This is a genomic window from Nocardia sp. NPDC057353 (assembly GCF_042667085.1).
Taxonomy (GTDB): Bacteria; Actinomycetota; Actinomycetes; order Mycobacteriales; family Mycobacteriaceae; genus Nocardia.
In genome coordinates this window covers 53,871-71,008 of record NZ_JBHVAK010000018.1, presented here as the reverse complement: position 1 = coordinate 71,008, position 17,138 = coordinate 53,871, and the positions used below count along the sequence as shown (strand labels likewise).

18 protein-coding genes and 1 pseudogene are annotated in these 17,138 nt (G+C 65.9%); 15 read left to right on the top strand and 4 right to left on the bottom strand.

The window, feature by feature from the left end; all coding sequences use genetic code 11:
* Complete coding sequence (locus tag ACFUUZ_RS12075; protein ID WP_378695257.1) at positions 1-831, top strand: oxidoreductase; 831 nt, start codon at positions 1-3, stop codon at positions 829-831.
* A 43-nt stretch (positions 832-874) separates the two neighbouring features.
* On the opposite strand, the gene ACFUUZ_RS12070 is transcribed toward ACFUUZ_RS12075, so the two are convergent.
* A complete protein-coding gene (locus ACFUUZ_RS12070) occupies positions 875-3,535 on the bottom strand; it encodes an AAA family ATPase (RefSeq protein ID WP_378695255.1) in 2,661 nt (886 codons plus the stop codon).
* A gap of 182 nt (positions 3,536-3,717) precedes the next feature.
* On the opposite strand from ACFUUZ_RS12070, the gene ACFUUZ_RS12065 reads away from it, so the two are divergent.
* From ACFUUZ_RS12065 to ACFUUZ_RS12050, 4 genes are read left to right on the top strand one after another with little or no spacing between them, the layout of a single operon-like run.
* Positions 3,718-4,143: a hypothetical protein gene (locus ACFUUZ_RS12065; RefSeq protein WP_378695253.1), complete on the top strand. Its 426-nt coding sequence runs from the start codon at positions 3,718-3,720 to the stop codon at positions 4,141-4,143.
* Positions 4,140-4,934 carry an alpha/beta fold hydrolase gene (locus ACFUUZ_RS12060; protein WP_378695251.1) on the top strand — a complete coding sequence of 265 codons (795 nt, stop codon included), beginning with the start codon at positions 4,140-4,142 and terminating at the stop codon, positions 4,932-4,934. The genes ACFUUZ_RS12065 and ACFUUZ_RS12060 overlap by 4 nt, the downstream gene beginning before the upstream one ends.
* A 2-nt stretch (positions 4,935-4,936) precedes the next feature.
* Entirely contained in the window at positions 4,937-5,380 is a 444-nt protein-coding gene (locus ACFUUZ_RS12055) for a VOC family protein (protein WP_378695250.1), read from the top strand.
* Between the two features lie 18 nt (positions 5,381-5,398).
* Positions 5,399-6,802 carry a dihydrolipoyl dehydrogenase family protein gene (locus ACFUUZ_RS12050; RefSeq protein WP_378695247.1) on the top strand — a complete coding sequence of 468 codons (1,404 nt, stop codon included), beginning with the start codon at positions 5,399-5,401 and terminating at the stop codon, positions 6,800-6,802.
* Here ACFUUZ_RS12050 and ACFUUZ_RS12045 read toward each other — a convergent pair.
* The 3 genes and pseudogenes from ACFUUZ_RS12045 to ACFUUZ_RS12035 form a co-directional block, all read right to left on the bottom strand.
* Positions 6,732-6,959: pseudogene (locus tag ACFUUZ_RS12045) on the bottom strand (WhiB family transcriptional regulator); the annotation flags it as partial. The gene ACFUUZ_RS12050 and the pseudogene ACFUUZ_RS12045 sit on opposite strands and share 71 nt — an antisense overlap.
* 166 nt (positions 6,960-7,125) lie before the next feature.
* Positions 7,126-7,338: a hypothetical protein gene (locus tag ACFUUZ_RS12040; RefSeq protein WP_378695245.1), complete on the bottom strand. Its 213-nt coding sequence runs from the start codon at positions 7,336-7,338 to the stop codon at positions 7,126-7,128.
* Between the two features lie 249 nt (positions 7,339-7,587).
* On the bottom strand, positions 7,588-8,064 hold the full coding sequence (locus tag ACFUUZ_RS12035; protein ID WP_378695243.1) for a hypothetical protein: 477 nt from the start codon (positions 8,062-8,064) through the stop codon (positions 7,588-7,590).
* A 340-nt stretch (positions 8,065-8,404) separates the two neighbouring features.
* Between ACFUUZ_RS12035 and ACFUUZ_RS12030 the strand changes: the two genes are divergently transcribed.
* The 10 genes from ACFUUZ_RS12030 (at position 8,405) to dbpB (ACFUUZ_RS11985) (ending at position 17,076) form a co-directional block, all read left to right on the top strand.
* A complete protein-coding gene (locus tag ACFUUZ_RS12030; protein WP_378695241.1) occupies positions 8,405-9,259 on the top strand; it encodes a helix-turn-helix domain-containing protein in 855 nt (284 codons plus the stop codon).
* Positions 9,256-9,456, top strand: a complete 201-nt coding sequence (locus ACFUUZ_RS12025) for a DUF397 domain-containing protein (RefSeq protein WP_378695239.1) — start codon at positions 9,256-9,258, stop codon at positions 9,454-9,456. The genes ACFUUZ_RS12030 and ACFUUZ_RS12025 overlap by 4 nt, the downstream gene beginning before the upstream one ends.
* Before the next feature lie 640 nt (positions 9,457-10,096).
* The gene (queC, locus tag ACFUUZ_RS12020; RefSeq protein ID WP_378695237.1) at positions 10,097-10,801 is read left to right on the top strand and encodes a 7-cyano-7-deazaguanine synthase QueC; all 705 of its coding nucleotides are present in this window, start codon (positions 10,097-10,099) and stop codon (positions 10,799-10,801) included.
* A gap of 8 nt (positions 10,802-10,809) precedes the next feature.
* Positions 10,810-11,448, top strand: a complete 639-nt coding sequence (queE, locus tag ACFUUZ_RS12015; RefSeq protein WP_378695235.1) for a 7-carboxy-7-deazaguanine synthase — start codon at positions 10,810-10,812, stop codon at positions 11,446-11,448.
* A complete protein-coding gene (gene queD / locus ACFUUZ_RS12010; RefSeq protein WP_378695346.1) occupies positions 11,448-11,804 on the top strand; it encodes a 6-carboxytetrahydropterin synthase QueD in 357 nt (118 codons plus the stop codon). Before queE ends, queD begins: the two co-directional genes overlap by 1 nt.
* Complete coding sequence (gene folE2, locus ACFUUZ_RS12005) at positions 11,804-12,601, top strand: GTP cyclohydrolase FolE2 (RefSeq protein ID WP_378695233.1); 798 nt, start codon at positions 11,804-11,806, stop codon at positions 12,599-12,601. Before queD ends, folE2 begins: the two co-directional genes overlap by 1 nt.
* A gap of 2 nt (positions 12,602-12,603) precedes the next feature.
* On the top strand, positions 12,604-13,569 hold the full coding sequence (locus tag ACFUUZ_RS12000; RefSeq protein WP_378695231.1) for a hypothetical protein: 966 nt from the start codon (positions 12,604-12,606) through the stop codon (positions 13,567-13,569).
* Entirely contained in the window at positions 13,569-14,720 is a 1,152-nt protein-coding gene (gene dbpB / locus ACFUUZ_RS11995; protein WP_378695229.1) for a DGQHR domain-containing protein DpdB, read from the top strand. The genes ACFUUZ_RS12000 and dbpB (ACFUUZ_RS11995) overlap by 1 nt, the downstream gene beginning before the upstream one ends.
* The gene (gene dpdA / locus ACFUUZ_RS11990) at positions 14,717-15,952 is read left to right on the top strand and encodes a tRNA-guanine transglycosylase DpdA (RefSeq protein ID WP_378695227.1); all 1,236 of its coding nucleotides are present in this window, start codon (positions 14,717-14,719) and stop codon (positions 15,950-15,952) included. Before dbpB (ACFUUZ_RS11995) ends, dpdA begins: the two co-directional genes overlap by 4 nt.
* On the top strand, positions 15,952-17,076 hold the full coding sequence (gene dbpB, locus ACFUUZ_RS11985) for a DGQHR domain-containing protein DpdB (protein WP_378695224.1): 1,125 nt from the start codon (positions 15,952-15,954) through the stop codon (positions 17,074-17,076). The genes dpdA and dbpB (ACFUUZ_RS11985) overlap by 1 nt, the downstream gene beginning before the upstream one ends.
* The last annotated feature ends 62 nt before the right edge of the window (positions 17,077-17,138 follow it).

Here is a 17,138-nt window from a genome sequence, read left to right as displayed (position 1 = left end):
ATGTCGCGGATCTGGATGATCACCGGCGCGTCCCGCGGTTTCGGGCGCGCGCTCACGGAGGCGGTGCTCGAGCACGGCGACCGGGTGCTCGCCACCGCCCGCCGTCCGGAGCAGCTCGCAGAGCTCGCCGCGCGGTACGGCGACCAAATCGGCACCACCAGACTGGATGTCACCGACCCGGCCGCTGCCCGCGCCGCCGTGGAACGCGCCATCGAACTCTTCGGCAGGCTGGACGTGGTGGTCAACAACGCCGGCTACGCCAATAGCGGGCCGATCGAGGAGATGACCGATCGGGACTTCCGCGAGCAGTTCGAGGCGAACTTCTTCGGCGTCGTCAATGTCACCCGGGCCGCGCTGCCGGTGCTGCGCGAGCAGCGGTCCGGGGTGTTCCTGCAGTTCTCGTCGGTGGGCGGGCGGGTCGGCGGGACGCCGGGGATGGGGGCGTATCAGAGTGCGAAGTTCGCGGTGGAGGGGTTCTCCGAGGTGCTGGCGGCGGAGGTCGCGCCGTTCGGCGTGCGGGTGGTCATCGTCGAGCCCGGCGCCTTCCGTACCGACTGGCAGGGCTCGTCTATGGAGCTGCACGCGGTCGGCGCCGACTACGAGGAGACCGTCGGCGCCATGAACCGCTACCGGCGGGACAACGACGGCACCCAGCCCGGTGACCCGGCCCGCGCCGCCCGCGTGCTCATCGACGTTGCGGCGCACGACGACCCGCCGCGACGGCTGCTGCTCGGTGCCCAAGCGGTCGACGCCGCCTTGGCGGCCGGTGCGGAGCGGGAACGGGAGACACGCGCGTGGGCCGAGGTCAGCAGCTCCGCGGACTTCCCGTGACGCCTGCGCCGCCCACCCGGTGGGTGCCGCGCGCAGCGTCGTACTACACGCCGGTCAACTCGCGGGCCAGCGCGTCGCGCAGGGCCGCGCGGGTGGTGATCCCGAGCTTCGGGAACACCCGGTACAGGTGCGAGCTGACGGTCCGCGGCGACAGATACAGCTGCCTGCCGATCTCCTTGTTGGTCAACCCCGCCGCGGCCAGCTCGGCGATCCGCCGCTCCTGCTCGGTCAGCGCCGCCGTCTCCGGTGCGGCCGCCCGCACACCGAGCGCACGCAGCTCCGCGTGCGCGCGGGCGGCCCACGGCGCGGCGCCGAGCCGATCGAAATCCGCGGCGGCCGCCGTCAGGTAAGGCCGCGCGGCGCTGCGGTTATTGCTGTGCCGCAGACGAATTCCGTGAGCGAGGCGGATGCGGGCCAACTCGAAGGGAAAGCGCCCGGCCGCCGGATGGTTCTCGGCGGCCGCGACCAGCGCGCCGGCGCCGTCGACATTCAGCGCGCCGGCATCGTCGGCAACCAACGCTCCGGCCCCGGCAACAAGAATCGCCAACCGAGGCGAGATCGCCTCCAACCGAGCCGCCCGCGCCGCGCGCACATGAGCGCGCGCCTCCTCGAGCCGACCCGAATACACCGCCGCCTCGACCAGATCGAGCAGCGTGCGCGACGCCTGGTAGGCGTAGGGCGTGAACTCCCCCGGCTCGGTAATAGCGGTCGCGCAACCATAAGCCGTCTCGTAATCACCGCTGCTCAGAGCGGCAACAGCGCCAATGGCGTCCGCGAGCTGGGTGAGAAACCCGAGCCCGCGCGGCCGCGCCCAGGACTCGACCTCCGCCCGCGCCTCCCCGGCCTCCTCCACTCGCCCCCGCAACGCCGCCAGATACCCCAGGTAACCCCTGGTCTGCCGCACGAACAGCTCGAACCCGAGCTCGCCGGCCCGCTCCAGCGCCCGCACCCCGGTCACCTCGGCCGCCGCCCACTCCCCACTCGCCATCTGGTCGAGCATGATGACGTGCGCCATGACGATCCCACTGGCCACCGCCCCGGTATCGAGCTCCCGATCCATCATCCGCTGCAACCGCGGCCGGAACTCGCCCGCCAGATCGAGGTGGTAGGCGGAGACCGAGAGCCGGGTGACGTCCCACGGCGTCGGCTCCGGCTGTGCCGCCTCCCGCAGCACCTTCTCGGCGGCGCCCGAGCCGTGCCGCACCACATCCCCCCAGGTGTCGAGGTAGAGCCGGGAGCGCGCAGTCACCAACGCGCCGAGCCCGTCGAGCAATAAACGGGTGCGGGACCAGGTCTCCGCGTCGCCCGCGTACTGACTCATGGCGATCAGCAGGTCGACGAGCCGGGTCAGGGTGGCGGTCGGCTCACCGGTCTCCCGGCTCAGCCCCTCGATCGTCGCAGCGACCCGCCGGTAGCTGTCGCGAATATCGCCGTCGCCGTAGAACGCCGTGTAGGCCGAGGCCAGCACCTCGGCGGCGGACTCGGCGCGCACGATCCGCTGCGCCCGGTCCAGTCGGGCGGCGTGGCCGGCGACGAAGGCGGCGTCGCCCAACCGGCGGGAGCGGTCGGGTTCGTTCTCGCTGAGCCGGGCGGCCCTGGTCAGCAGCGCCACCGCCGCGCCCGCCCCACCACGCCGGATGGCCGCGCCGGCGGCCGTCTCCAGAAGCGCCGCCACGGTGTCGTCGGGTCCGATGGCGGCGGCCGCGAGGTGCGCGGCGCGGCGTTCGAGGTCGTCGAAGCAGCTCGCGGCCAGCGCGGCGTGCGCCTCACGGCGCTGCTCGGGAGTGGCCGCGCCGATCACCGCCGCCCGCACCAGCGGATGCCGGAAGACGTACCGGCCGCTCTCGATAACGAGCAAACCCTGCGCCTCCTCGACCCCGCGCAGGTGGTACGCCGGGTCGAGCGCCCCGCGCAGCAGTTCCACGCGCACCGCCGGCCCGAGCGCCGCGATCTGCGCGCTGTAGAGCCGCCGCAACTTGTGCGGCACCGGCACCGCGGGCTCGTCGTCGAGATCGTCGGCGCCCGCGGCGATGTGGGTGGGCAGCTCGAGCAGCGCCAGGGGATTACCGCCCGCGTTCTCCAGGGTGCGCCGCCGGGTCCGGGGCGGAAGCTCCGGGTAGCGCCGGTCGAGCAGCTCAACCGCGGCCGCATCGGAGAGCGGCTGGAGCTCGAGCAGCGCGGCGCCGTCCCAATCCGAGGCGACCTCCGCGCGCACCCCCACCAGCATGGTCACCGACCCCCGCAACCGCCGAGCGACGAACCCGCACACCCCGGCACTCGCCGCATCCAGCCACTGCGCGTCGTCCAGAACCAGCACCAGCGGCCCGGCCGCCTCGAACAGCGCGAGGACCGCGATCCCCAGCGTCAGCACCGACGGCGGCGCATCGGCCCGCTGCCCGAACACGGTCTCGAACACCTCCCGCGCCCCGCCATCCAGCTCCGCCGAGACCCCGAGCAGCGGATACAAAATCTGATGCAACCCCGCGTAGTCCAGCCCCGCCTCGGCCTCCACCCCTGACACCCGAACCACGGTCCGTCCCTGTTCAGCGGCATATCCGGCGGCATCGTCGAGCAGCGTGGTCTTGCCGAGACCGCTCTCACCCCACACCACGAGCGCCCCGCCGCGCTCCCCGCTCACGAACGAGCGGAGCGCACCCCGCTCCTCGTCCCGGCCGACGATCCCGATTGCCGCGCGAGTGTCCATGATCTGCGCTCCTCTCCTGCCCCGCCAACGTAGGACGACGGTGGAAGCGGTGGTGAACAGTTGCCCGGCGCGTCGGCGGATACGTCATCGCAGCGTCATCTGACGGATTCGCCGCCCACCACCCGGCGGCGATGGTGGTGGAGCGGCCGAATCCGGCCCGCCCGGCACCGAGGAGCAACCCCATGACAACCGTCCGTTTCCACCTCCGATCCGCCCTGACCCCCGCCGAGGTGGTCGCGGTGCTCACCGACTTCAGCCCCGCCCGCCCCGCCGCGTGGCCGAGCATCGACGCCGAGCACTTCACCCTGCACGAGTACGGCGCGAACTGGGCCGAGGTCACCGAGGGCACCGAATCCGCCTGGGAGCGCGCCCGTTACGAGTGGCAGCCGGGCACCGTCACCATCACCACCCTCGACTCGAAGGTGTTCGGCCCCGGCGGCGGCTGGGTCTTCCGCGCCGTCCCCGACGGCGAGGGCTCCCGCATCGACGTCGAGCTGACCCGCACCCCCGCCACGCTCCGCCGCAAGGCACTGGCCGCGCTGCTCCCGCTCGTCGGCCCCTCCTCCCTGCGCAAGTCCTTCGCCGGCCCGCTGCGGACGATCCGATGAAGATCCTCTCGCTCACCGCCATCGCCGCTGCGGGCCTGCTCGCCGCCGCCTGCTCGGCCAGCACCCTGCGCGCCGAACCCATCGACGACGCCCCCAGGCGCACCATCGTCCTCGAACACGGCGCCTTCGCCGACGGCTCCAGCTGGGACGAGGTCATCCAGCGCCTCACCCGCGACCGCTACCGCGTGGTCGCCGCGGCCGACCCGCTGCGCGGCGTCGCCGCCGACGCGGCCGCGCTCAGCTCCGTGCTCGCCACCGTGGACGGCCCGGTCGTCCTGGTCGGGCACTCCTACGGCGGCTCGGTGATCAGCGCCGCCGCGGCGGGCAACCCGAAGGTCGAGGCCCTGGTCTACGTCGCGGCCTTCCTCCCCGAATCCGGCGAGACCGCGCTCGACCTGACCGGCCGCTTCCCCGGCTCCACCCTCCCCGACACCCTCGCCCAGACCCCCGGCCCCGACGGCATCGACCTGACCATCCGCCAGGACCGCTTCCCCGCCCAGTTCGCCGCCGACGTCGACCCCGCCCGCGCCGCCCTCATGGCCGCCACCCAGCGCCCGATCGCCCAGTCCGCGCTGACCGAGCCCGCCCCCGCCGCCGCCTGGCACACCATCCCCAGCTGGGACGTGATCACCACCGAGGACCGCAATATCCCCGCCGAGGCCCAGCGCTTCATGGCCCGCCGGGCCGGCGCGCACGCCGTCGAGGTCGCCGCCTCGCACTCCGTGGCGGTCTCGCACCCCGACGTGGTCGCCGACGTCATCGCCGAGGCCACCCGCTCCGAGAAAGGCTGACCATGCGGTTCGCACTGGAGGTCGTCGTCCTGCCCGTCACCGACGTCGACCGCGCGAAAGAGTTCTACGCCGGCCGGCTCGGCTTCCGCCTCGACGTCGACCACGCCGACGAGGGGTATCGCGTCGTGCACCTGACCCCGCCCGGCTCGGGCTGCTCGATCCTCTTCGGCACCGGCGTCACCGACGCCGCCCCCGGCTCCGCGCGCGGCCTGCACCTGGTGGTCACCGATATCGCGGAGGCCGTGGAGTTCCTCCGCGAACGCGGCGTCACCGTGGACGGCCCGTTCCACGACGACACCGGCCCGTTCCACCACGCCGGAGCCGCGCACCGCCGCCCCGGCCCGCACCCGGCGCGCGCCAGCTACGGCTCGTTCGCCGCGTTCGAGGACCCGGACGGCAACGCCTGGTTCCTCCAGGAAGTCACCCAGCGCCACCCCGGCCGCTGACGAGAACAGAGGTTCCCCGTGCTCTACGACGTCATAGTGCTCGGCGCAGGCCCGGTCGGCGAGAACGTCGCCGACCGCACCGCCGCCGCCGGATTACGAACGGCCATCATCGAATCCGAACTGGCGGGCGGCGAATGCTCCTACTGGGCCTGCGACCCCAGCAAGGCCCTGCTCCGCCCCGCCCTCCTGCACGCCGAGGCCGCCCGCTTCCCCGGCCTCGCCGTGGCACCGCTCGACACCGCCGCCGTCCTGGCCCACCGCGACCGCATGGCCTCCGACTGGGACGACAGCGCACAGGTCGCCTGGCTGAAAACCGCGGGCATCGACCTGATCCGCGGCCACGCCCGCATCACCGGCCCCCGCCGGGTCACCGTCGGCCCGCGCACCCTCACCGCCCGGCACGCCGTCGCCATCTGCACCGGAACCCGCGCCGCGCTGCTCCCCGACCTGGCCGCCGTCCGCCCCTGGACCAGCCGCGAGGCGACCAGCGCCCGCACCGTCCCCGCCCGCCTGGCGATCCTCGGCGGCGGCGTGGTCGCCGTCGAGATGGCGACCGCATGGCAGGCGCTCGGCGCGCAGGTCACCGCAATCGTCCGCGAGGACCGGCTCCTCCCCCGCGTCGAACCCTTCGCCGCCGCCCTGGTGGCCGACCGCCTCCGCGCCGCCGGCGCCGACCTCCGCTTCACCACCGGGATCACCCACGCCGAGCGCACCGACACCCTGACCCTGACCCTCACCGACGGCACCCACCTCGTCGCCGACGAACTCCTCCTCGCCACCGGCCGCACCCCCCGCACGGATGACATCGGACTGGAAACCATCGGCCTGCACCCCGGCCAGTGGCTCGACACCGACGACACCTACGCCGTCCCCGGCACCGACTGGCTGTACGCGGTCGGCGACGTGAACCACCGCGCGCTCCTCACCCACCAGGGCAAATACCAGGCCCGCATAGCCGGAACCCTCATCGCCGACCGAGCTCTCGGCCGGGCTGTCGACACCGCTTCCTGGGGCACCCACGCCGGCACCGCCGACACGGTCGCGGTACCGCAGGTCGTCTTCACCGACCCCGAAATCGCCTCCGTCGGCCTGACGTCGGACGACGCCGCACGGGCAGGCCGGACCGTGGACGTGGTGGACTACGACCTGAGCCGCGTCGTCGGCGCCCAGCAGTACCTCCCCGGCTACCGCGGCCAGGCACGGCTCCTGATCGACCCGCACCAGCGCACGATCGTCGGCGCCACCTTCGCCGGCCCCGGCGTCGCGGAGCTGCTGCACTCCGCGACCATCGCCATCACCGGCCAGGTCCCGATCGACCGCCTCTGGCACGCCGTCCCGCCATTCCCCACCATCAGCGAGGTCTGGCTGCGCCTCCTGGAGACCTATCGCGACCAGCGATCCGCCTCCGCTCCCGCCCGTTGAGCCCGCCCCAGATGCCGAAGCGCTCGTCCCGTGCGAGGGCGTACTGCAGGCAACGCTCGCGCACCTCGCAGCCGGCGCAGATGCGCTTGGCGTCGCGGGCGGATTTGCCCTGGTCTGGGAAGAAGGCGTCGGGGTCGGTTTGTGCGCAGAGGCCGTTGGCGCGCCACGACAGTTCCTCGGGGGTGGGCGAGGTGGTGAGTGTTGTGGTCATAGTTGTGAACTTTGGCCGATTTCCGGGGTTGGCGTCGCCACGGCTGACGGGGGATTCGGGTGGTGGGTTTCCCCCATTCGCGATACCTGCTACCTGGAAAAGCGGTCGGGGGCTACGGCTCGAGGAAGAGGCATTCGTTGGGGAGCCGCGGGGTCCCGTGTGCCCCGTACGCGGCGATGTGGATCTGTTCGGCGAGGCGGTGGTGTTGGAGGTCGCAGACGAAGATCAGGGCGGCGGTGAGGCAGGCGACGAACTGGAATTCGAGGCCGCCGACAGTGAGGGTGAGCCAGATGTCGGGTTCATCGGGGCGCGGAGAACTCGGCAACGAGCCGTTCCGGCCGGTACGAGCGTTGCTACGTAGAGGAAGCACAGAGTCGCCTCCGTTTTCGAGCGATGAGCACTGTGGAAACGCTTGCCGCCGCATGACGCGCTGCAATCGGGCGAAGGGGCCTTGCAGGCAGCGGCAGGGCCGTCAATCGCAACTCGTGGCATCCGACGGGAGGGGTGCCCGTGGGTAAGGGGGCCGCCGTCCGGATCGGAGCGGTTTTCGGTGCCGCCCGCTCGGTCCCGGGGATCATCGCTGAACGCCGACCGAGCCGGCGCGCTCGCGACACCAGCGAACAGCGTCGATGATCCAGTCCCGGGTGGGCAGGTAGGTATCGGTAGGTGGAACGACCCACGTGCGCTGCGCGGTGCTGGGCGGTCCCGGCACGGGGAGAAGCAAGGTCGCGGCATCCGTGATTCCGACGTTCACTGCGGCGAGTTCGAGGTCGGCGCAGATGTCGAGGGGGCCGACGCGAGCGAGAAACACCCACCGTCCGCTGAGAGCGGACAACAAGGCGGGTCCACATCGCCCCGGCACGTCGTCCATCCGTGATCGCACAGCGGCACCGAGATGTGGTGGAGTGGTGACCACACAGAAGTCGTCGCCGCCGGCCCGGATAGTGTTCACCCCGTCGGTGCTGACGAAGGCCGGGATTCCGCACACCTCGCGGTAGTAGTCGCAGCGCTCCTCGAGCGTCGTCCCCCACAGCGGTGCGCCGACGTGCATTCATTTCCCCCTCGGTTGCTGGCCCTCGGATGCGAGGGCGCCCGGCCCCGAACCGGGGCAGTGGGTCCGGTGTGCGGGAGGAACCCCTGACGTTCCTCCCGGGCCGGGCGCCGGGGATAGAAGACCGCATCGGCAGGCGCGTTTCGAGGGGTGTCCGGATGATCCGAGGCGATCGCGCCGACCACCCTGAGCGGTTTCCAGATATGATGTAAACCGTTGTGTATGAGGACTTTTCCTTCATCCAAAGGGGAGATCTGTGGCATCCAAAAATAGGGGCCCCAGTGTTCAAAACGGGGAATCCAAAAGTGCGGGGCGGCCCGAGCCCCACGCGGGGTCGACCGTGCCGCGCAGGCAGTTGGGTCGGCATCTGCGCGAGCTACGGCAGGAGTCCGGGCTGACGATCGCAGAGGTTGCTCGGCTGATCGAGCGGGGCGCGGGGACGGTACAGCGGCTCGAGACTGGAACACCGCACCGCATCCGGCTACTCGACATCGAAGCGATGTGCCGCGTGCTGCACGCCGATCAGACGATGACCGATGCGCTAATGGGGTTGGCTCGGCAAGGCAACGACCGGAGCTGGTGGCACGAGTACGGCGACCTCATTCCGGAAGGTTTCAGCGTCTACATCGGCCTGGAAGCGGCTGCCGCCACCTCGACATCGTTCAGCAACATCGTCCCCGGCCTGTTCCAGACGCCGTCATACGCCGAGGTCATGATTCGCACGGCCTATCCCGACAATGCCGCCTCGGACATCTCCCGGCGGGTACAGATTCGCCTGCACCGGCAGAAACTCGTCACTCGAAACTGGCAACCGCTGCGCGTGATCGAGTTGCTGGACGAGCACGCGCTGCACCGGGTCGTCGGAAGCCCGGCGATCATGTCGCAGCAGCTTCGGCACCTCGCTGACCTCAGCACTCGGGACAACATCGAGATCAGGGTAGTGCCGTTTACCGCAGCGCTACCGCTCGGCGAAGTCGCCGGCCCTTTCGGCATTCTCGACTTCGCACAGAGCACTACCGGTACGCGCGAACCGTCCACTGTGCATCTCGAAGGCTTCACGGGCGCCTTGTATCTCGAGCAGGCTGAAACCGTAGAGCGATACCGTAAGGCGCACCAGGCCCTCAGCCGCGTAGCGTTGAACCCGCAACAGTCACGTGACCTGCTCCGGCAGGCAGCAAGGAGGTTCGCGCGATGAATGCCCACTTCGACGGTGCCAGCTGGTTCAAATCCACCAAGAGCGGTGATATCGACTGCGTCGAGGTCGCCTTCGCGGGCAGTTATGTCGGTGTCCGGGACTCCAAGAACATCGCGGTCGGGCACCTGACCTTCTCTGCCAACGCCTGGGACGCGTTCACCGCCGGGATCGCGCGCGGCGACTTCCACCAGGCGTAGCGACACGACCGGGGCCCGGTTTCGCGTCCAGCGGGACCGGGCTTCTGCCTTTCCAGGCCATCGACATCCCCGCTCATCCCGCCCCGAAGCTGTGTCGGCGCGCTCAGCGGTGCCGCTCAAGCGCGGCCGATCCCGCCGCGAGCGGCTCCTCTCCACCAATCTCTCCGCGGTTTCTGCAGCATTTGGGGCAGATGCCCTCCGAAGTGACGTTGATGTCGGAAGGGTCCTCGCTGCTCGGCGTGCGTGCCCCTTCTATCATCAACGTCACTCACTCTGCAGCAGCCCCCACTGCCATCAGCCACTCGCCGTGAGCTTGCAGCTGCAGGGCGCCCCGGGCGGGCACTTTCACGACCGTGCAGGCTTCGCGAAACTGCTGCCATATACCGGTTTAGCGGACGGCAGTTTCTCTGTACACCTCGGTGTGAGCAGTGCTCTGACAATAAGCCCCAGGTCAAGAGGCATAGGGCTACCTCCTCATCGACCTAGCGATGCTGCTCACACCAACCATGAGTGCAGGGCAAGCTGTATTAACGCAACCTCGAAGTCGTGGTCGTGTTGCAGCAGCGGTCGCGAAAAACTACGCTCACCAGGTGTCGAATGACGAAGCAGTTTCCTCCGGCCTCAGCGATAGGAAGACGCAGTGACCACAGGAAAGCGCAAAGCGGTCGTCCTGCTCAGCGGCGGGCTCGACTCGACGACGGTCCTCGCGATAGCACACCAACAAGGGTACGAGACGTACGCGCTCAGCTTCCGGTACGGTCAGCGGCACACGGAGGAACTCGAGGCCGCCAGGCTCGTCGCTTCGAAGTTGGGCGCCACACAGCACGTGATAGCCGACATCAACCTGGCCGTCTTCGGCGGTTCCGCGTTGACGGACCACGCTCTCGACGTCCCGCATCACGACCGGGTTGACGACATGGGTTCCGGCATCCCGATCACCTACGTGCCGGCGCGCAACACGGTATTCCTCTCCTTCGCCCTCGCCTGGGCAGAGACCCTCGGATGTTCCGACGTGTTCATCGGCGTGAACGCTCTCGACTACAGCGGGTACCCGGACTGCCGACCCGAGTACATCGAGGCCTATGAGCGCATGGCCAACCTGGCCACGAAGGCCGGTGTAGAGGGCACGCAACTGCTCCAGATCCACACCCCGCTGATCGACCTGACGAAAGCGCAGACGATCGAGCGAGGGCTCGAACTCGGAGTGGATTACTCCTGGACCCACAGTTGCTACGACCCGGTTAACGGTCGTGCCTGCGAGACCTGCGACTCGTGCCTGCTGCGAGGCCGCGGCTTCGCCGAACTTGGGCTGGTCGACCCCTCCTTCACTTCTCTCCAGGCCTGATCCGGCAAATGTATCGGGTAAAGGAGATCTTCTACACTCTTCAGGGCGAAGGAAGCCACGCCGGGCGGCCGTCGGTGTTCTGCCGATTCACGAGCTGCAATCTGTGGACCGGATTGGAAAAGGACCGACATCGAGCCATCTGCCAATTCTGTGATACAGACTTCGTCGGCACGGATGGGCCTGGCGGAGGACGTTTTCGAACCGCTACAGACCTCGCGGCGGCGGTGGCGAAGACCTGGGTGGGACGTCCCCATCCGCGCAGCCGTCCCTATGTGGTTTGTACGGGCGGTGAGCCTCTGCTCCAGTTGGACCAGGCAGCGGTGGATGCTCTACACGCAGAGGGGTTCGAAGTTGCGGTCGAGACGAATGGCACTCGCCAGGCTCCTGCCGGACTCGACTGGGTGTGTGTAAGCCCCAAAGCGGGCGCCGATGTCGTGTTGACCTCAGGCAACGATTTGAAGTTGGTATACCCGCAAAATGATGCACAGCCGGAACAATTTGAAAACCTCGATTTCACTCGTTTCCTGTTACAGCCGATGGATGGCCCCGACCTGGTGCCCAACACTCAGGCGGCGATCAATTACTGCCTAGAGCACCCGCAGTGGCAGTTGAGCGTCCAGACGCACAAGACATTGGGGATCCGTTGATTGAGATATTTCGTGAATTCAGGTTCGAAGCAGCACACCGGCTTCCGAACGTGCCCGAGGGGCACAAGTGCGCCCGCCTGCACGGTCACAGCTACCGCGTACAGGTTCATCTTCAGGGCGAAATCGATCCCGACTCGGGCTGGTTCATGGATTTCGGCGACCTCAAGGCTGCTTTCAAGCCGATCGAGGCGCAACTCGATCACTACTACCTCAACGACATCGAAGGGCTTGAGAATCCCACAAGCGAGGTGCTCGCAAGGTGGATCTGGGAACGCCTGGTGGATCAATTGCCTCTGGCTGCAATCCAAGTGCGCGAGACGTGCACGTCTGGTTGCATCTATCGCGGGGGTGTCTGATGCTCCCGGACGTACAGGCCGCTTCCGACGTACGGGGTATCCCACTCGATGAGGTAGGTATCGAAGGCCTCAGGTACCCGATACTGATATCAAGTGGGCAGGGAGACAAACGAGAGACTGTGGCCACCGCAGATATGTCGGTGAGCCTCGATGCCGGGGTCAAAGGCGCGCATCTCAGTCGCTTCATCGAGGTACTCCACAGTTGGCGTGAGCAACTGGGCTCGGAGAGTGCGGTAGGTATCGCCGATGACCTCCGCCACCGCATGGGAAGCGGTCGCGCCCGCGTACACCTGGCCTTTCCCTACTTCCTGGAGCGATTGGCTCCTGTCACCGGTGCGCGGGCGTTTGTCGAATACAACTGCGCCGTCACCGCAGTCAGTGAACGTGCAGGCAGCAGCCTCGCACTGCAGGTCGTGGTACCGGTCACGAGCGTTTGTCCGTGCAGCAAGGCGATCAGCGATCGAGGTGCACATAACCAACGTGGTCGGATCACCATCGATGCCCACCCCACTGAGAATCCGACCGATCTCTGGTTCGATGAACTCATCGACATCGCTGAAAGTGCTGGATCGTCGCCTGTATACGCGTTGCTGAAACGACCCGACGAGCGTCATGTGACGATGGCAGGATACGACAAACCCGTGTTCGTCGAAGACATGGTACGCAATGTTGCTCAGTCACTTAGGGACTCGAACCATGTCGAGGCCTACCGCGTCCGGGCCGTCAATGACGAGAGCATCCACAACCACGCGGCCTTCGCCGAACTCGCATGGACCAGCGCGGCCGGCAGGATCTAGAGGTGGACATCCGCACAACCCCACGAGATCGGGCCGTGCACATCGTGGTGACGTGCGCGAACCGTAAGCGCCAGGCCGCACCGCAACACCATCGATTTCGGGATCTGCACGTCGAAAGATCAGAGAAGCGCTGCGCTGCATGGCTCGAACGCCTCTCCGCAGGTTCACCGACAATTGCCGCGACGGATATGTACGCGGGCGAACACTGGCAGGTTGCCAGGCAACTGCCCGAGGCAGTCGGGGCATCCGCCACACTCTGGGTCAGTTCGGCAGGCTACGGTCTGATCCCCGCCGCGGCTCGGATCCATCCTTACGCGGCAACGTTTGCCGGGGGCCAGCCCGACTCCGTAGCTGAGACCTGGGATGGCGCACGGCGCTGGTGGGACGAGTTGTCGAGATGGGCTGGACCGTGCGACGGTGAACCGCGGTCCTTCGCGGCACTGGCAGAGCGGGACCCAAGCTCGGTGATCGTCGCCGTCATGTCGGATGCGTATCTGCGCGCCTGTTCCCACGATCTCGCGGACGCGGCGTCGCGGCTGAGAGACGCGGATAACATCTCAGTGTTCGGACCGCCAGGAAGCTCGCCCAGGATCGCCGACCTGATCGTGCCGGTAACCGCGGTCCTTCGACCAGCAGTCGGCGGCAGCATGCAGGCGCTTAATGTGCGTGCTGCCGACCATATTCTGCGCACCGCGCGTGCGTCCGACACGCCGTTACGCCGATCGCTGCTCACCGAGCTGATCGCTCACGCCACCGCGGCCGCGCCTGCAGATGCGGGCCGGAGACCGGCCGGCATGAAACTTGCTGACGAGGACGTCCGGTCCTTCATACGACAGCACATCGCCCATGGACCGTCATCTGCAACGAAACTGTTGCGCACGCTTAGGAATTCGGGGCTGTCATGTGAGCAGGCTCGTTTCAAAGCGCTCTTCGCCGAAGAAGCAGCAGCAAGGGAAGTGTTGTTCTGATGTCATCATCGACCAGAGCCACTCCGACGCGGGAAGTCCGCGCGCTTCGGATTGTTCAAGCCAAAGATTCTCCGCTCTACATATTTATGCTGCGCGCCGACGAGATCCTGAATTTCGCTGATATATCCCGCGTCAGTCGTGACGAGGCAGGCAAGCTGATCGGCTATCAGCGACCTCAGGTACGCAAGCACATCCAAGAGATCGTGGAGTACCTGGACAGTGACGTCCCCATCTTCCCGAACCCGATCATTATGGCGTTGGCACCGGAGGTTACGTTCCGGAGCACCCGAGGCGGAAATCGCCATCCCGACGACGGGGTATCCGATACCGGCAGGCTTACCATTCCGTTGCCAGAAGCGGGTAAAACGAAACCGGCCTGGATTGTCGATGGTCAGCAGCGAGCGTTGGCGCTGTCACGGGCCCAACGCCGGGACTTTCCTGTCCCGATTACAGCGTTCGTCGCCGACACCGTCAATCTCCAGCGTGACCAGTTCGTCCGGATCAATAACACGAAGCCTTTGCCACGAGGATTGGTCACCGAACTGCTGCCCGAGGTTGACAGCCCACTCCCTGCACGGCTTGCAATCCGACAGGCACCATCCAAGCTGTGTGATGTCCTGAATACAGATAACTCGTCGCCGTTCGTAGGCATGATCAAGCGCGCCTCGATGTCAGGCAACTTGCCGAGTCGTGCGGTCATCACAGACACCGGTATCGTGGCAATGATTCAGGAGAGTCTTACATCATCTTCGGGTTGTCTATACCCGTATAGGGATATAGGGCGAGGCGAAACCGACTTCGACAGCATTATCAAGGCTTTGATTATATATTGGTCAGCCGTTCGAGACGTTTTTCCGGAAGCCTGGGGAAAGCCTCCGGAGAAAAGTCGACTCATGCACAAAGCCGGAATCTTGGCGATGGGCCGCCTCATGGATCGAATCTTGGGAACAGTAGATCCACTGCACGAGGATGCTCCCGAACGGATACGCCAGCACCTCGCCCTTGTCGTCCCCCATTGTCGCTGGACCGCAGGCACTTGGGATGATATCGGACACAATTGGAATGAAATCGAAAATGTCACGAAGCATGTTCAAGAACTTTCCAATTATTTGATTCGCATCTACCACTCAACACGTAGGGAACTCATGTGAAGTTCTTCTTTCCCGACAGCCAGGATATGGTTAGCCCAACTTACGACTTCATCAATGATGAGTACTCCCCCTTTCGAGTGCGTCAGCGTGACGACAAATATGCCCATGAGGTTCTGAGCCCACCGCCTTACGATGGAATACTGGTCAGCAAAGCCATCGTCGATGGCTCCATAAAAGGTGCCGGTAAATATTCGATGCCGCAACGGGAACGATTATATCGCCTTGGCGTGAAAAATTATTTCCGCTTACCCGATGGTGTTGCGTCGCTCGGCGACTGCGGAGCTTTCAACTATATCGATGAAGAACTTCCCCCGTACACTGTAGACGAAGTCCTAGACTTCTACGAAGGCTGCGGATTCGATGCCGGTATCAGTATCGATCACATCATCTTTGGCTACGCCCCCGATGTCTCTGATGCCGACGCAAAACCGGCATGGACGGAGAGGCGGCAGGTATCTCTCAGATACGCCGAGAAATTCCTGGCGGGCGTTGAGTCGCGCGGTCGAAGGATCGAACCGGTAGGTTCTGCACAGGGTTGGAGTCCAGCGAGCTACGCCGACAGTGTGCAGCGTTTGCAGGATATGGGTTACAAGCGAATTGCGTTGGGAGGCATGGTACCTCTGAAGACCAACGAGATCCTCGCTTGCCTTCAGAGCATCGATGAAGTTCGTGCCCCAAGGACCGAACTTCATCTACTGGGAATCACCCGGGTGACATCGATGGAAGAGTTCGCACGGCTAGGTGTGACGAGCTTCGATAGCACGTCACCATTTAAACAAGCATTCATGGACGACCGGGACAACTATCATACATCGGACGGGACATTCCCGGCTATTCGGGTCCAGCAGTCGGACGGAAATCCTGCACTCAAACGCCGGATCTTATCGGGCGCCGTCTGCCAGAATACCGTGAAGGCCGCCGAGCGTGAGTGTTTGAAGCAATTGCGGAAATTCGACTCCGGCGCCAGTTCGGTGGAGACGGTTTTATCGGCACTTGCCGAATACGAGAGACTCGTTGACCCGAGTAAGAAGACACGGATTCCGGGTTACCAGCGAACCCTCGAAGCGAAGCCGTGGAAGTCCTGTCGGTGTGAACTCTGCCAAAAGCACGGCATAGAAATCGTCATCTTCCGTGGTACCGAGCGCAACAAGAGTCGCGGATTCCACAATCTGTCGGTGCTAAGTGCGAGAATGCACGACATTGCCATCCGACCGTCTGCCGAGGAGAGATAATGGCCGACCGCTACACGCTTCGTCTTCCCGCGCTGGAGGTTCGGCAGGGGAATCGCCGCATCTACTGTTTCGCAGTGGACGGCAAGCGGATTCACGAATTCGCAGCAGTTTCCCGTATCCGCCGGGGTGCCGAGGAAGCTCTCCACGGCTACCAGCGCCCTGAAGTCTCGAGTCACATTCGGGCGATCAAACGTTATCTCGAATCGGAAGGTGCGATGCTTCCGAACGCAGTAGTCCTTGCGTTCGACAAACGAGTCACGTTCGAGCGCTCGGCGGGATCGCCGTCAGCCGTTCAATACTCTGTACCTGGCGAGTTGGTGGTGCCGATCGACGAGACCCTCGCCGAACAAGACAAACCGGCCTGGCTGGTGGACGGACAGCAGCGCAGTGCGGCGATCCGGGACGCCGACATCGACGAGTTTCCCGTAGCCGCAGTGGCGTTCATTGCCGATGACGAGGCAGAGCAGCGCTCGCAGTTCATTCTTGTAAACAACACGAAGCCACTTCCCAAGGGCTTGGTCAACGAGTTGCTGCCGGACACTACGGGGCATCTCCCCCCAGCATACGCTCGTCGGCAACTTCCGGCCGAGATCATGACCCGGCTCAACGGCACGATCCGGGGCCCATTCTATCGGATCATCGCTACACCGACCGCTCCGGATGGCTACATCAAGGACAACAGCGTCCTGAAGATGATCGAGCACAGTTTGTACGAAGGCGCGCTCTACCAGTACCGTAATCCCGCCGATGGAACCGGCGATATCGACAAGATGCTCGCGCACCTCAACACTTTCTGGGGTTTGGTTCGAGACACTTTTCCCGATGCCTGGAAGCTCGACCCCCGCCATTCTCGGCTCACGCACGGTGTAGGCATCCAATCGATGGGTTTCGTCATGGATCACCTCACCGAGCATCTGACGTATGACAAAGTCGATTCGGAAACGGTTGGCGATGCAATGAAACAGATCGAGGGCTTAGCCCGGTGGACCAAGGGCGTCTGGGCTTTCAATGAGAGCGGCGAGCGAAAGTGGAATGGTCTGCAGAACACGCCGAGTGATGTTCGCCTGCTGACGAACTACCTGCTACAGGTCGTCGACAACCAGGTTCCGACGCCACTCTACTGATCGCCGGCCCGGCTTCGGGCCCAAGGCCCTCACTGCTGAGCAGTGGCGTCAGAACCGGTGGA

Excerpts from the sequence above, each read along its gene's own strand:
- ACFUUZ_RS12070 (WP_378695255.1), bottom strand. The coding sequence starts at position 3,535 with ATGGACACTCGCGCGGCAATCGGGATCGTCGGCCGGGACGAGGAGCGG.
- ACFUUZ_RS12060 (WP_378695251.1), top strand. The coding sequence starts at position 4,140 with ATGAAGATCCTCTCGCTCACCGCCATCGCCGCTGCGGGCCTGCTCGCC.
- queE (WP_378695235.1), top strand. The coding sequence starts at position 10,810 with ATGTATCGGGTAAAGGAGATCTTCTACACTCTTCAGGGCGAAGGAAGC.
- ACFUUZ_RS12075 (WP_378695257.1), top strand. The coding sequence starts at position 1 with ATGTCGCGGATCTGGATGATCACCGGCGCGTCCCGCGGTTTCGGGCGC.
- ACFUUZ_RS12065 (WP_378695253.1), top strand. The coding sequence starts at position 3,718 with ATGACAACCGTCCGTTTCCACCTCCGATCCGCCCTGACCCCCGCCGAG.
- dbpB (WP_378695224.1), top strand. The coding sequence starts at position 15,952 with ATGGCCGACCGCTACACGCTTCGTCTTCCCGCGCTGGAGGTTCGGCAG.
- ACFUUZ_RS12035 (WP_378695243.1), bottom strand. The coding sequence starts at position 8,064 with ATGCACGTCGGCGCACCGCTGTGGGGGACGACGCTCGAGGAGCGCTGC.
- folE2 (WP_378695233.1), top strand. The coding sequence starts at position 11,804 with ATGCTCCCGGACGTACAGGCCGCTTCCGACGTACGGGGTATCCCACTC.
- ACFUUZ_RS12025 (WP_378695239.1), top strand. The coding sequence starts at position 9,256 with ATGAATGCCCACTTCGACGGTGCCAGCTGGTTCAAATCCACCAAGAGC.
- ACFUUZ_RS12055 (WP_378695250.1), top strand. The coding sequence starts at position 4,937 with ATGCGGTTCGCACTGGAGGTCGTCGTCCTGCCCGTCACCGACGTCGAC.
- dbpB (WP_378695229.1), top strand. The coding sequence starts at position 13,569 with ATGTCATCATCGACCAGAGCCACTCCGACGCGGGAAGTCCGCGCGCTT.